The 13,385-nt window shown below is 41.5% G+C and carries 18 protein-coding genes; 15 read left to right on the plus strand and 3 right to left on the minus strand.

Going from position 1 to position 13,385, the window contains the following annotated elements:
- The first annotated feature begins 53 nt into the window (after nucleotides 1-53).
- From NST01_RS07305 to coaD, 7 genes are all read left to right on the plus strand, one after another.
- The gene (locus NST01_RS07305; RefSeq protein ID WP_326114394.1) at nucleotides 54-467 is read left to right on the plus strand and encodes a YlbD family protein; all 414 of its coding nucleotides are present in this window, start codon (nucleotides 54-56) and stop codon (nucleotides 465-467) included.
- Nucleotides 468-486: 19 nt separating this feature from the next.
- Nucleotides 487-735 carry a YlbE-like family protein gene (locus tag NST01_RS07310; RefSeq protein WP_017359376.1) on the plus strand — a complete coding sequence of 83 codons (249 nt, stop codon included), beginning with the start codon at nucleotides 487-489 and terminating at the stop codon, nucleotides 733-735.
- 73 nt (nucleotides 736-808) lie between these two features.
- Nucleotides 809-1,216 carry a hypothetical protein gene (locus NST01_RS07315; protein ID WP_025207286.1) on the plus strand — a complete coding sequence of 136 codons (408 nt, stop codon included), beginning with the start codon at nucleotides 809-811 and terminating at the stop codon, nucleotides 1,214-1,216.
- Between the two features lie 57 nt (nucleotides 1,217-1,273).
- A complete protein-coding gene (locus tag NST01_RS07320; RefSeq protein WP_007499807.1) occupies nucleotides 1,274-1,723 on the plus strand; it encodes a YlbF family regulator in 450 nt (149 codons plus the stop codon).
- A gap of 65 nt (nucleotides 1,724-1,788) precedes the next feature.
- Nucleotides 1,789-2,061, plus strand: a complete 273-nt coding sequence (locus NST01_RS07325) for a YlbG family protein (protein WP_008345023.1) — start codon at nucleotides 1,789-1,791, stop codon at nucleotides 2,059-2,061.
- A 313-nt stretch (nucleotides 2,062-2,374) separates the two neighbouring features.
- On the plus strand, nucleotides 2,375-2,932 hold the full coding sequence (gene rsmD, locus NST01_RS07330) for a 16S rRNA (guanine(966)-N(2))-methyltransferase RsmD (RefSeq protein ID WP_007499805.1): 558 nt from the start codon (nucleotides 2,375-2,377) through the stop codon (nucleotides 2,930-2,932).
- 3 nt (nucleotides 2,933-2,935) lie between these two features.
- Nucleotides 2,936-3,418 (plus strand): pantetheine-phosphate adenylyltransferase, encoded by a 483-nt coding sequence (coaD, locus tag NST01_RS07335; RefSeq protein ID WP_007499803.1) that lies wholly within the window; start codon nucleotides 2,936-2,938, stop codon nucleotides 3,416-3,418.
- 13 nt (nucleotides 3,419-3,431) lie between these two features.
- Here the strand turns inward: coaD and ylbJ are convergent, their stop codons facing one another.
- Complete coding sequence (gene ylbJ, locus NST01_RS07340; RefSeq protein ID WP_249118904.1) at nucleotides 3,432-4,640, minus strand: sporulation integral membrane protein YlbJ; 1,209 nt, start codon at nucleotides 4,638-4,640, stop codon at nucleotides 3,432-3,434.
- Between the two features lie 156 nt (nucleotides 4,641-4,796).
- Between ylbJ and NST01_RS07345 the strand changes: the two genes are divergently transcribed.
- Both NST01_RS07345 and NST01_RS07350 read left to right on the plus strand, forming a co-directional pair.
- Nucleotides 4,797-5,576, plus strand: a complete 780-nt coding sequence (locus NST01_RS07345) for a patatin-like phospholipase family protein (RefSeq protein WP_108611208.1) — start codon at nucleotides 4,797-4,799, stop codon at nucleotides 5,574-5,576.
- A 4-nt stretch (nucleotides 5,577-5,580) separates the two neighbouring features.
- Nucleotides 5,581-6,609 carry a SepM family pheromone-processing serine protease gene (locus NST01_RS07350; RefSeq protein WP_108611207.1) on the plus strand — a complete coding sequence of 343 codons (1,029 nt, stop codon included), beginning with the start codon at nucleotides 5,581-5,583 and terminating at the stop codon, nucleotides 6,607-6,609.
- Nucleotides 6,610-6,642: 33 nt separating this feature from the next.
- Here NST01_RS07350 and NST01_RS07355 read toward each other — a convergent pair whose 3' ends face one another.
- Complete coding sequence (locus NST01_RS07355; RefSeq protein ID WP_347342895.1) at nucleotides 6,643-7,890, minus strand: nucleotidyltransferase; 1,248 nt, start codon at nucleotides 7,888-7,890, stop codon at nucleotides 6,643-6,645.
- 206 nt (nucleotides 7,891-8,096) lie between these two features.
- Between NST01_RS07355 and NST01_RS07360 the strand changes: the two genes are divergently transcribed.
- From NST01_RS07360 to gerR, 3 genes are all read left to right on the plus strand, one after another.
- Entirely contained in the window at nucleotides 8,097-8,615 is a 519-nt protein-coding gene (locus NST01_RS07360) for a YceD family protein (protein WP_008345010.1), read from the plus strand.
- Nucleotides 8,616-8,636: 21 nt separating this feature from the next.
- On the plus strand, nucleotides 8,637-8,810 hold the full coding sequence (rpmF, locus tag NST01_RS07365; protein WP_008354700.1) for a 50S ribosomal protein L32: 174 nt from the start codon (nucleotides 8,637-8,639) through the stop codon (nucleotides 8,808-8,810).
- Nucleotides 8,811-8,948: 138 nt separating this feature from the next.
- Nucleotides 8,949-9,488: a sporulation-specific transcriptional regulator GerR gene (gene gerR, locus NST01_RS07370; RefSeq protein WP_017359370.1), complete on the plus strand. Its 540-nt coding sequence runs from the start codon at nucleotides 8,949-8,951 to the stop codon at nucleotides 9,486-9,488.
- Between the two features lie 51 nt (nucleotides 9,489-9,539).
- Here the strand turns inward: gerR and NST01_RS07375 are convergent, their stop codons facing one another.
- A complete protein-coding gene (locus NST01_RS07375) occupies nucleotides 9,540-10,019 on the minus strand; it encodes an N-acetyltransferase (protein ID WP_007499784.1) in 480 nt (159 codons plus the stop codon).
- Nucleotides 10,020-10,229: 210 nt separating this feature from the next.
- Here NST01_RS07375 and NST01_RS07380 point away from each other — a divergent pair, with 210 nt between their 5' ends.
- The 3 genes from NST01_RS07380 (at nucleotide 10,230) to mraZ (ending at nucleotide 13,368) form a co-directional block, all read left to right on the plus strand.
- A complete protein-coding gene (locus tag NST01_RS07380) occupies nucleotides 10,230-11,123 on the plus strand; it encodes a 2-dehydropantoate 2-reductase (RefSeq protein ID WP_338155808.1) in 894 nt (297 codons plus the stop codon).
- Between the two features lie 65 nt (nucleotides 11,124-11,188).
- Nucleotides 11,189-12,808, plus strand: a complete 1,620-nt coding sequence (gene bshC / locus NST01_RS07385; RefSeq protein ID WP_341041729.1) for a bacillithiol biosynthesis cysteine-adding enzyme BshC — start codon at nucleotides 11,189-11,191, stop codon at nucleotides 12,806-12,808.
- 128 nt (nucleotides 12,809-12,936) lie between these two features.
- Entirely contained in the window at nucleotides 12,937-13,368 is a 432-nt protein-coding gene (gene mraZ, locus NST01_RS07390) for a division/cell wall cluster transcriptional repressor MraZ (protein WP_003211163.1), read from the plus strand.
- Nucleotides 13,369-13,385: the final 17 nt, after the last annotated feature.

The following is a 13,385-nucleotide window of genomic DNA, read 5'->3' on the forward strand; positions in this document are numbered from 1 at the left end:
AAATAGATCTAGATGTATATAGTATAGTAGGCATTTGTATGGGGGGTGAGGATATGACAAATAAGCAAAAGCAAACATCCATTGATGAATTTAAACAGTTCGTCAGACGCCATCCGAAATTAATCCAAGAAGTGCAGACGCAAGAAAAAAGCTGGCAAAGTTTATACGAGAATTGGGTCATGTTTGGTGAGGAAGATGATATGTGGTCTCCTTACCAGCAAACACAAAAGGAAGAAGCAAAAGAAGAAAAAGCCGCTAAGCAAAGTGAACCGGGAAAAGCAGATTTTATGTCTAAAATGGTTTCTGCTGTGAAAAAAATGGACGCTGATCAAATGAATGAACAAATTAATAAAATGAGCCAGTCTATTTCCTCTTTACAAAGCTTACTCGGTCAATTTTCATCAAATGGCTCAAAGAAGGGTTCATCTGGAGGCAGCCAGCACCCATTCTCCTTCAGGAAAGATTAATTGAAAGGGGATGCTTTTGGTGCGGAGAGAAGTACAAGAGTTTGTCATGGCCGAAGAGGATCGAATCAAATTCATCAGGCAGCGCCCACTCTGGTATAGACAGTTAACGCGGCATCCTGAAAATGTCACTTCGTTTGAATTAGATAAAATGAACTTTTACGAAAAAACCATTCCTCATCGTGTAAGCCAGTTGAGCAATAGTGTCCAAATGGCTGAAATGATGATCCAGATGTTCCAAGCAATGCGCAATCAAAATGGAGCCGGGTGAGGCTTTTTTTGAGTTGATTAAGATGTCTATTTCATGAGCATCCTATGAAAGTAGACGAAAGGAGAATCAGAACATGAAATGGATGCTGTCAATATGCGCATTGCTTTTTCTTCTCACCGGATGTCAAAGTCAACATGATCAAGAGCAAGTAACTAGGCAAGAACCAGCAGTACCAGTCATGCAGCAGACGCAAAGTGAAATGAAGCAGCAAGGCTTTTTAAAATACAAAGTGCAGGGATCTGTTGTGTATATAGAAAGTACACTTCAAGATTTTCACCTTGAACCTTCACCCCTGAAAAAGGATAAGAAGACAGGGTATTTTACTGTGTATGTAGATGGGAAACGGGCAGGAAACGAATATACTGCGGCGTTTGTGGTCAAGCACCTTTCAAAAGGAAAGCATAAAATGACCGTTGTGCTAAATTCTCGTCACCCTGAATATAAGCAGAAAAGAGAGACATGGGATGTATTTGTCACGTAAAAGCATTTTCTGATCCATAGGTTTCGTGGTAAACTATGAATTGGAGGTGCAACATTTATGTATGCGACAATCGAATCTGTGGAGCTCCAAGAGGAAGCAAATCAATTGGCTGCCATGATTCTTCAGTCGGAGGAGGCTGAACATTACCGCAACTGCTTTAAGCGTCTCCAGCAAGACGAAGAAGCCCAACAAATTATTGCCCATTTTACAAAAGTAAAAGAGCAATATGAAGATGTGCAGCGGTTCGGCAAATACCATCCGGACTATAGAACGATCTCAAAAGAAATGCGTGAGGTCAAAAGAAAGCTAGATCTTCACGATACAGTGGTTGATTTCAAAAAAGCAGAAACAGCGATTCAATCCATCTTAGATGAGATTAGTATTGAAATCGGTCAAGCTGTATCAGCATATATTAAAGTTCCAACAGGGAACCCATATTTTGATGGTCTATCATCATGCGGCGGTGGCTGTGGATCAGGAGGCAGCTGTGGCTGTAAAGTATCTTGACGAGACTTGAACGTCTCGTCTTTTACATAATGAACGGAAAGAATTGAAAAGCGGCAGGTGAAAAGATGGATACCAAACGTCAAGGGATGGTCGTTTGGCTGCATTCGTTAAAGCAGTCAAAAGCGCTAAGGAAATTTGGGAATGTTCACTATATTTCAAGGAAAATGAAATATGCAGTGATTTATTGTGATATGAATGATCTTGAGCGCCACATGGCAAAGCTCAGTTCATTGCCATTTGTAAAACGTGTTGAGCCTTCCTATAAACCTTTTATTAAATTAGAGTACGAATCGAAATTGGACAAAGCTAAAGAGTATGATTATAAGGTGGGCTTTTAAAGACACAAAAAAACCCCCGCGGCATCACCCGCGGGGTCCTTCTATTCTTAATGATTCATTAAGGAGAAGGCAAAGGGAGAGGAGAAACCGGAGGAAGAACTTATGGGGAAACGTAAGTCTTCTCCGCGGTTGGCAACAGCACCACATCAGATGCTGTTAACAGTAGTATGACCCTCTCTTTTGTGATCTATACATAGAAAATGAATGGAATTCAGTGCATTGTCCCATGTGGAGTGGATATGGTAAGATAATGTTGAATTTTTTGTCATCAAACAATATTCAATAGATGCAAGCAGAAAAAGTGGTGGAAAAAATGAGAGTGATTTCTGGAACAAAAAAAGGCCGCACGCTGAAAGCCGTACCCGGCCAATCAACAAGACCAACAACAGATAAAGTAAAAGAATCCATTTTTAATATGATTGGACCGTATTTTGATGGGGGATGGGCCCTTGATTTATTTGCTGGAAGTGGTGGTTTAGGTATTGAAGCGCTTTCTAGAGGGTTCGATCATTGTATATTTGTGGATCGAGATATGAAGGCGATTCAGACGATTAAAGGCAACTTGAATCAATTGTCGCTGATGGATCAAAGTGAAGTGTTTCGAAATGATGCAAACCGTGCACTCGCTGCTGTAGTGAAGCGAGAAGAATCATTTCAAGCCATCTTCCTTGATCCGCCGTATAAAGATCAAAAGTTGAAAGCACTTCTTGATACGATTGATGAGCATTCCTTATTAGCAGATGATGGCGTCATTGTGTGTGAGCACGATAAAGATGTGACACTGCCAGAGGAAGCAGGACAGCTACATATCTCAAGGCAGGAAATGTACGGAATGACTGGCATTACGATCTATAGAAAGCGGGGAAATTAAAGCATGGGGAATATAGCCGTTTGTCCGGGTAGCTTCGATCCAGTCACATTGGGCCATTTGGATATTATCAAAAGAGGGGCAAAGATTTTTGATGAAGTATATGTGTGCGTCCTTAATAACTCGTCAAAAAAGCCGCTTTTTACTGTTGAAGAGCGATGTGAACTCATTCGTCAAGCAACAAAGGAGCTACCAAATATCAAAGTGGAATCCTTTCATGGACTGCTCGTTGATTATGCGAAACAAAAAGAGGCGAAAGTCATTTTGCGCGGACTTAGAGCGGTGACGGACTTTGAATACGAGATGCAAGGGACATCAATGAACAAAGTGTTGAATGATGACATTGAAACGTTCTTTATGATGACGAATAATCAATACTCCTTCTTAAGTTCAAGCATTGTTAAAGAAGTAGCGAAGTATCATGGATCAGTCAAAGAGCTTGTACCGCAAGAGGTCGAAGCTGCGCTGAAAGAAAAATTTAATGGATGAGTGCACTGTGCACTCATCCATTTTTTAATTTCTGATAATAGAGCGCAATATACACGATCAGACTGAACAAGGTGATGAGGGGACCAGCAGATACAAGCTGATTCCATAACACGCTGCTAAACACGACGACTTGCTCGCTTGCTTCAAATGCCCCTGCTGGAAGCGCCATGTCTGCTTTAGAGACGTAAAGGGGTTTGAATAACAAAAAGGCAAAGACGGCTGCGTAAATACCGTGAAGCAAACGGGCGAAGAAAAACGGTTTAAAGCGTATATCGGTTGCTGCCAAAATGCCGGCTACCTGAGCTTGAACGGAGAATCCGCTAAATCCTAAAATAAAGCTGACCACAATTGTTTTAGCGAGCAGGGAAACCTCTTGTGATCCTGTGAGCTGACTTCCTAATGTGATTTCAAATAGACCCGCAATCATGGCTAGATCTAATTCCGGCGGAAGGTGCATCGTTTTCAGTATAGAGCCGATCCCGATAGAGAGAAGATCTGTTACATGAACGACAGCGAGCATTTGACTAAAGACAGAAAATAAAATGATAAAGCCGCCAATCATAAAGAGCGTTTGAACAGATGACATGACAGCGTCACTTAATATTTGGCCAAGTGGTCTTTTTTCTGCGAGTCTTGCCGTATGAAGAGCGCTGAATGCTTCTCGAATTGGAGGCAATAAAAATCCTTTTCGGCTTCTGAGGTGCGCATCATGACGTGCTTTATATCCGCGCATCGTCACCCCAACCGCGAGATTTCCTAAATAATGTGCACAGGCTAACACAATGCCTAAAGCTGGGTGATGAAAAAATCCTACAGCCACTGCTCCAAAAATGAACAAAGGGTTTGAAGAATTGGTAAATGACACAAGGCGTTCTGCTTCAATTCTTGTCAGCTGTCCTTCCTGCCGAAGTCTTGTCGTCAATTTAGCGCCAGAAGGAAAACCAGAGGCCATTCCCATCGCTAATACAAATCCGCCGACACCAGGCACCCGAAAGATAGGCCGCATAAATGGCTCTAATAATACGCCGACAAATCTAACAATCCCGAAACTGATTAATAGCTCGGACAAAATAAAAAAAGGTAGCAGCGATGGAAAAACCACTTCCCACCACATTGCAAGTCCATTTTTCGATGCTTGCAAAGAGGCTTGTGGATGTGTAATCACAGTGGCTGTTAAAAAGATAAAAAAAGCAGCGATGAACAGAGTGTTCCATTTTTTCATGGAGATGTCGCCCCTTGCCGTTATAATCTATTGGCGAGCTCGTGATTAAAGAAAAAGAGATGCTAGCCGAGCCTGTCTTCTATTACTATACGATGAGAAGGGGCATGTTTAGACCTATAGATTCGTATATATGCATAGAAAGAGGAGGGTGGATTCATGAAACGACCGATTATCGGGCTTGCGCTGGGCTCCGGGGGTGCCAGAGGGATGGCGCATATCGGGGTTTTATCTAGTCTTGAGAAACAAGGAATTCAGGTGGATATGATCGCAGGAAGCAGTATTGGTGCTCTTGTGGGGAGCTTTTATGCGGCAGGACAAGACGTAGAAAAAATGAAAAAACTTGCACTTGTCTTCAGAAGAAAGTATTATGCTGACTATACACTGCCAAAAATCGGTCTGTTAAAAGGAAATCGAATTTTGCAGCTGATTCACACGTTTACATATGGGAAGAATATTGAAGAAATGCGCGTGCCGCTTGCGATTGTCGCCTGTGACCTTCAGACAGGGGAGAAGGTTGTGTTCAAAGAAGGGTCTGTCTCACAAGCAGTCAGGGCAAGCATTAGCATTCCGGGTGTGTTTGTTCCGCATGAAATAGGCGGCAGGCAATTGGTGGATGGAGCGGTAGTGGACCGCATTCCAGTCTCTGTTCTGAAAGAAATGGGGGCAGACCTCATTATCGCCTCTGATGTATCAAGGGTGAAAAAAACAGAAAAGGCAACGAGATTATCGGATGTCATTATGCAAAGTTTGGACATCCTTCAAAATGAATTGGTTCGTCACCAAACCATTCATGCAGATCTCATGATTCGGCCGAAGCTCGAGACCTTTAGCTCTAGTGCGTTTACACAGGTTCAAGAAATGATTGGAGCAGGTGAACTCGCCGCCGACCAACTAAAAGAAAAACTGAAAGATGTCATTGATAAATGGGAGTGTTAATCGAATGAAAAAATTAAATATTCGCTGGCTCAGCTTTTTTGCTGTTGTTCTAGTCTTATTTGGCTTAACTTTTGTGAAACTGCCCTATTACGTCACAAAGCCAGGTGATGCAACAGAAATTGCGCCACACATTCAAGTAGACGGAGGATTTGGCGAGAAGGGGAGCTTTTCTCTTATGACCATTAAAGTAGGTCCAGCCAATCCATATACGTATTTGCTTGCAAAAATGAACAAGTATGACGAAATCGTTCCAGAAGAAAATATTAAAGCGGACGGAGAGTCTGATGAGGATTATATGAAACGGCAGCTGCAGCTCATGAAAAGTTCTCAAGAAAATGCGATGATTGCCGCTTATACAAAAGCGGGGAAAAAAGTAGATTATACGTTTAATGGGGTATATGCGAGCTATGTGATGAAAGGAATGCCTGCATATGGGAAGATTGAAGTGGGCGATAAGATCAAAAGCGTCGACGGCCATACATATGAGTCAGCAGATAAAATGGTTTCGTATATCAGCAGTAAAAAAGCAGGCACGACTGTCCGTTTTGTACTTGAACGTAATGGCAAAGAAATCACGCAGAACGTGACGTTAAAACCATTTAAAGAAGAGCCAAAACGAGTGGGAATTGGCGTATCACTATTTACAGACCGTCATGTGAAAGTGTCTCCTTCTGTGAAAGTGGATATTGAAAACATCGGCGGCCCATCGGCTGGTTTAATGATGTCACTTGAAATTTACAATCAGCTGACAAAAGAAGATGAAACACATGGCTATGCGATCGCAGGAACTGGAACGATTGATGCAGATGGTACAGTCGGACCGATTGGCGGAATTGATCAAAAGGTTGTTGCAGCAGACAAAGCAGGAAAAGACATCTTCTTTGCACCGAATGATAAAGGTGACCCAAACTCTGACTATAAAAATGCAGTCAAAACAGCAAAAGATATTAAAAGTGATATGAAAATCGTTCCTGTGGATACCATGCAGGACGCACTAAACTATTTAAACAAATTAAAAGAGAAAGCATCATAAAAAAGAGCAGCCTGACTTGCAGGCTGCTTTTTTCTATCGAGATGAAAAGAGTCCGCTCTCTTCATCATATCGAATCGGTGATGTTTTAAACTCTGCTTTTGTTAACTCTGTTTGCATGGGTTCACAGATGGGAAGGCTGAACACCCTTGAAGCGCGAATATCAAGATCAAGGGCGGGATGTGAAAAGGAAGACAGTTTACTCACAAGTGGTACATCCAACTCTTTTTTTACAAGAGACAAGTACTGTTGTCCTTTCCTTGTCATTCCAAGTAAACGAATATAGGGCGCTTTTTTCTCTTCAAGCAGCTCGTGCATCGTCTTTTTCTTCACGTTCATTAATAGATGCGTATTCATCCGCTGTAACCTTGTCCACGTATATCGTTTTGTTTTGACAAGTGATAGATACTCCTCGTAGGAAGACGCATGTGTCATGGCTTTTTGCATGCGGTGTTCAATGCCTTCTTCAATTTCATAGATGCCCTCTAGTTCACTCGTATCCATTGTATGAAAAACATGTTTCAGAAAGCGAAAATAGGCTTCTTGCGTATGTAAAAGACCATATGAAGAATGATAGTCGTGTAATTGCTTTAAAGTAGCGTCCGGGAGGTAGGGCGTGACTGCTTGAAATGAGCTCTGTTCTTTTAATGCTTTTCGGATACTTGTGGCGCTTGCGATTTTTTGGTTGTCAGGCAGTTCTTCATCATGATAATCAGATGCAATTCTTTGAGACGTAAAAGGCTGCATGTGAGGAGCTCTCTCTAAGATGGCTTTAACATAATGAAAGCCTAAAATGTTATTTGGTTTGGACAAATCCAGTAAGTGTTCAGAATGAATGGCCTCTTGAAACGCACCTGCTGCGGCGGCGGGATAACTAAGGCCTTCTTTCACCTTTTCTTTTGTTAAAAGATCAATCTCTGCCTTTTTTTCATGCCAAGCGTGTGCTGTGCGCTCAAATGCGTTGATCTCTCCATCCTCACTGCCGAAAAAAAGAGAATGGCATTTTAATGCATCGAGGATGGACACAGCGCCATTGGCGAAGGTTTCTGCCTTTTGTACGGCATATATGTATGGAAGCTCACACACAATGTCTACGCCGTTTTGCAGTGCCATTTTTGTACGTGCCCATTTTGAGACGATGGCAGGCTCCCCGCGCTGGAGGAAAGAACCGCTCATGACGGCAATGGCAACATCTGAGGGGGTTTGTTTTTTCGCCTGATTCACATGATAGGCATGCCCATAATGAAATGGATTGTACTCGACAACGACTCCCACTGCTTTCAATAGATGTTCCGCCTTTCTTGCTATGGTTAAATGGTCTGTGCTACAGTAGCATAAGGGAAAAATGAAGACCATTTTTTTCAGTTTAGGCATTCCGAGAACTGATGTCAAACAGCCCTTTGACGTCATGAAGGACTGTAAAGAAAAAATATTGACAAATAGCATGATGAAAGCTATAATCATGTTTGTTGCTCTTAGAGGTGATACAATTGAAATGGACAGTTTATCAGTTACATCAAAAAGCTAAAAACAGCTTCGATTTTCATGAGACGGTTGACTTAAATGAACTTACTAGCCTTCATTCAGATATACGTCGTATTTCACCAGTAGAGGTGAAAGGGACTGGAGTGATCGAATCAAAGCAAGTCGCATTTGATTTAACCATCACAGGTGAAATGACATTGCCTTGTTCAAGAACGCTTGTTGATGTAAATTATCCATTTGCGATTTCAACAAAAGAACTATTTGTACTTCATAAGACAGACGATATAGAAGATGAAGACGTATCTGTTGTAGAAGACGATATCATCGACTTAACGCCTATAGTCAAGGAAGAAATTCTTCTTGAAGTGCCCATGCAAATCTTTTGCGACCAAGCTGACGTAAAAGGTGCTGCACCACAGGAAGGGAATGACTGGGCGGTCATTTCGGAAGATGCACATCAAAACCGAATTGATCCTCGTCTGGAAGGCTTGAAGAAGCTCTTAGAAGAAAATAATGAATCTTAACTCTTTAAGGAGGTGGGAATAATGGCTGTACCTTTTAGAAGAACTTCTAAAATGAAAAAAAGATTGCGTCGTACGCATTTCAAACTACAAGTACCTGGTATGGTAGCTTGCCCAGAATGCGGTGAAATGAAAATTTCTCATCGTGTCTGCAAATCTTGCGGAACATACAAAGGCAAAGACGTAAAAAGCAACTAATGCTTGATAAAAAAACGTGAGGGAATCTTCCCTTGCGTTTTTTTATTGATCTATTTTTTAGGTTTCTCTCCTGCAAATAGTCTATCTACTCTAGTAAGCGCATATGATGTGGTATTCAGATTCAGGGGGGATGATGAGTTGACGATTACACGGCAGGACGCATGGACACAAGATGAAGATTTACTTTTAGCAGAAGTTGTCTTAAGGCATATCCGAGATGGAGGTACCCAGCTTTCAGCATTTGAAGAGGTTGGAAAAGCATTGTCAAGAACAGCAGCAGCATGTGGATTCAGGTGGAATTCTTACGTCAGAAAGCAGTATCAGGCAGGCATTGAGCTTGCCAAAAAACAGCGAAAAGAACTGCGTAAAAAAATTGGTATCCATTCTTCGGGTTTACCGCAGCATGCGTTCACCATAGAAGAGAAGGCATCTTCTGATCAGACTGAACTGACGCTTCGAGAAGTAATTCGGTTTCTAGAGCAGCTTGAGAAAGAACCATCTGGTCCAGCTTATTTACGGGAGGAGCTTAAAGATGCACAGCATCAATTAAAATCACTCACCGAAGAAAATGAACAGCTGAAACGTCAATTAAAAATGACAGAAGAAGATTACCGGGCACTTATTGGTATTGTTGAAAGAGTCAAACAGAATATCAGCTTAAAAGATTACGCAAAATAAGAAAACGCCCCTCACAGATGGAAAGAGGGGCGTTTTCTTAATGATTAATGATTAAGCGGACTCACCAGTGTTCTTTTGAATATGTGCAGGCTCCCAAATGAGTGGGTTTTCTCCTTTATCGCGTTCCATATCATATTTCACCGCTTCAAAGCCCATTTTATCCCAAAAACCGGCAGATTTGACGCGTGGATTCGTTCGAATTGGAAGGCCGAAAGATTTTGCGAAATCAACAAGTGCTTCGCCGTATCCTTTACGCTGATATCCTGGCAACACTTCTAGCTTCCACAGCTCTAGATAATCATGATTATGGTCAAAATACGTCGTCGTCGAGCCATCTACTTGATAGAGACTCATACGTGCCACAAGCTTATCTCCAAAGTAAATCCCATAAAATGGAGAGTTGCTGTCATTTTCAATCATATTACTCTCTAGGTCTTCAAGCATGGAAAGTTCTTGTATGCCATATTCCTTAAATTGTTTAAATTCCTCTAATGTTTTGTAGTTAATCAGAAGACGTTTTACTTGTGTCATGTGATCTTCCCCCTTACACACATAATGTCGACAGTGATGTCATTGAAGGCGTTTTCATCCCATCCGCCTAAAAAAGTTTTTACACTTATTATTATAGTTTTTTAATTAAAAAAATTCAATCATAGCGCGTTATCTGCTTTTTGCATCGTAGCACGAAACTGGTAAAATAGTTGATAACATGAAGTAAACAGAAAAAGGGAAGTGCGGCAATTGAAAATTGGAATCATTGGCGGTGGTGCGATTGGTCTGCTTTGTGCCAGTTATTTATCAGAGCATCATGACATCACCGTCTTTACAAGAAGGAAACAGCAGGCAGAAGAAATTCGAGCATTAGGCATTGAACGAATGGTAAGAGGGGAAACCATTCAATCAGCTGTTGGGGCCGATACGGGGGTCAAAGGAATATTTGATTTGCTGATTGTGACAGTGAAGTATCATCATCTGCAAGATGTTCTAGAGGAATTATCGGGACTGCCTCGTCATCGGATCTTATTTTTGCAGAACGGAATGGCCCACCTCGTCGATTTAAAGAACTGGAAAACGGCACATCAGTTATATATTGGTGTAGTAGAGCATGGCGCAATGAAGGTGTCTGATCGCGCAGTAAACCATACAGGAATTGGTGTCATCAAGTGGGGAGCATTTCTGCATGAGGAAAAAGGACCTATGAGTAGTGAACTGTCAACGGGCGATTTTCAAATGGTTTATACAGATGAATGGAAGAAAGTACTGGAGGAAAAGCTGCTCGTCAATGTGTGTATTAATCCGTTGACGGCTTTATTACATGTGAATAATGGGGAATTGGTATCGAACCTATCATATGAACATATGATGACATGTGCATTTGAAGAAGCGGTTTCCATTCTAGGGTTGCTTGAGAAAGATCGTCTATGGGCTCATGTGAAATCAATTTGCCATCAAACGGCTGCCAATCAATCGTCGATGCTGCAAGATATCGTCAAAGGCCGCCAAACTGAAAGAAAAGCAATCATTGGCTACCTTTTAAAAAAAGCTCAAGGTCAAGGGATGACGCCGCCATTCCTCACTTTCTTGAATAGAAGCTTGGAAGTATTGGAAAAAAAGCAAACAAAATCTTTTGAGTGAGCTCATTTACATGCTATACTTTTTTCGGGAAACTAACTATTTATTGAAGAAAGGAAGTTCTAAACATGCAATTGACTGAACTTTCCATCCGAAGTCAGAATTTATTCATACGTGATTATATAGAAGAAAAAAAAGAGATGACTGCTTTTTTTGATTATGATATACATTCTGAGCACACATGGAAAAAGAGATACGACGATCTCATGGAAAGGAGCTTCCCGCGCGAGGCTTTAGCGGATTATATGAGCGCATATCATGCAAAATTTGATTCGGCTGCGATGCGTGAGAATATTGAGAAGATCCGTGATGAACGGAGCGTCATGGTGGTTGGAGGACAGCAGGCAGGTCTCTTAACAGGTCCGCTTTATACCATACATAAAATCATTTCCATTATTCAGTTTGCCAAAGAAAAAGAATCAGAGCTTGGCGTTCCTGTTATTCCGGTCTTTTGGGTAGCGGGTGAAGATCACGACGTAGACGAAATTAACTTTGTGTACACGTCTGGCGAAAAAGGCCCAGTCAAACAAAAGCTTCCATTACATCATGTGAAAAAAACAGCTGCGAAAAGAACACCTCTCCACCAAGAGAAAACAGAGAGATGGCTTCGTGATGTATTTTCAACCTATGAGGAATCTGCTTACACAAATGACTTGTTTGATCAGCTTCTTCGATGTTTACGCAAATCAGAAACGTTTACTGATTTCTTTGAGTGGATTGTTTGCGATCTATTTGAAGAAGATGGACTGCTGTTATTGAATTCAGGAGACTTCGGCGTGAAGCCACTTGAACGTACGTTATTCAAGCAAATTGTGGAGTCGAGTGATGCGATCGTGGCTCACTTAAATAACACGCAGGCTGCCATGGAACAAGCGGGGTATCAGCCGATTATTGAAGCTGGTGACCATCAAGCCAACTTGTTTTACGAATATGATGATGAGCGTTTCCTCATTGAACAAGAGAATGGCCAATTTTCTATATCTGAAGTGGGGCTTACTTGGACAAAAGATGAGCTTTTGCAGGAAGTCGAGGAGCACCCAGAGCGGTTTAGCAATAATGTGGTGACCCGTCCATTGATGCAGGAAACCCTTCTTCCAACGCTTGCTTTTATGGCTGGACACGGTGAAGTGAACTATTGGGGTGAGCTGAAAGGCATCTTCGAGTACTTCAATGTCAAAATGGCACCCGTTCTTCCAAGATTGCACGTCACCATTCTTGAAAGGCATATTGATAAGAAGCTGCCGATAAGAGAATTGTCAGTTGAAGAAGTGCTGACAAAAGGCGTGAAAGAAAAGAAGGATGCGCACTTTCAGCAAAGTCTTCCAGACAGCTTCGTTCAATCGGTTCAACATGCCAAACGTGAATTAGCGAATGTTCACGAGGCCATGAGACAAGAAGCGCTAGAGATCGAACCAAGCTTTGAACAGCTATTAGATAAAAATGCCAAATTTATAGAAGACCAGCTTCAATTTGTTTATCAGAAGGTTGCAAAGCGTGTGGAAGAGAAGGAAGGATACATCCTTCGAGATTTTGAACGGATTGAAAATAGTTTAAAACCACTCGAAGCACCACAAGAAAGAATTTGGAATATCATGTACTTTTTAAACAAATATGGTCCAGAATTCTTCAAAACGTTCAAAAATCTGCCATTTTCATTTCAAAACAAGCAACAAATTGTCAAACTTTGAAATAAAGTTTTAATGAACCCTGACTAGTTCAGGGTTTTTTTTTATGTAGAAACAGTGTAAAATAAGTTTTGTGGAGAGAAGTGGTGGATAGTGGAGAGTATAGGTGAGAAAGTGGGGCTCTGATGATCATGTTCATGGGTGAATACCAACATACGATTGATACAAAAGGGCGCATGATCATCCCTGCTAAATTTAGAGACGGTCTCGGAGAACAGTTTGTGCTGACGAGAGGGCTTGATCAATGTTTATTTGGCTACCCTATGAGTGAGTGGAAACTAATTGAAGAGAAACTCAAAGCACTGCCGCTAACGAAAAAAGATGCACGTGCGTTTACCCGGTTCTTCTTCTCCGGCGCAGTTGAATGTGATCTGGACAAGCAGGGGCGCATTAACATCGCATCCAACCTACTCCAATATGCAAAACTCGAAAAAGAATGTGTGGTCATCGGCGTTTCAAATCGAATTGAGTTGTGGAGTAAGTCGATCTGGGAACAATATACAGAAGAGCAAGAAGATTCTTTTGCTGAAATTGCTGAAAACATGATTGGATTTGATATATAATAATCCCTTGTGCAGCA

The sequence above is a fragment of the Bacillus sp. FSL R7-0166 genome, from assembly GCF_038008935.1.
GTDB classification, from domain to species: Bacteria; Bacillota; Bacilli; order Bacillales; family Bacillaceae; genus Bacillus; species Bacillus altitudinis.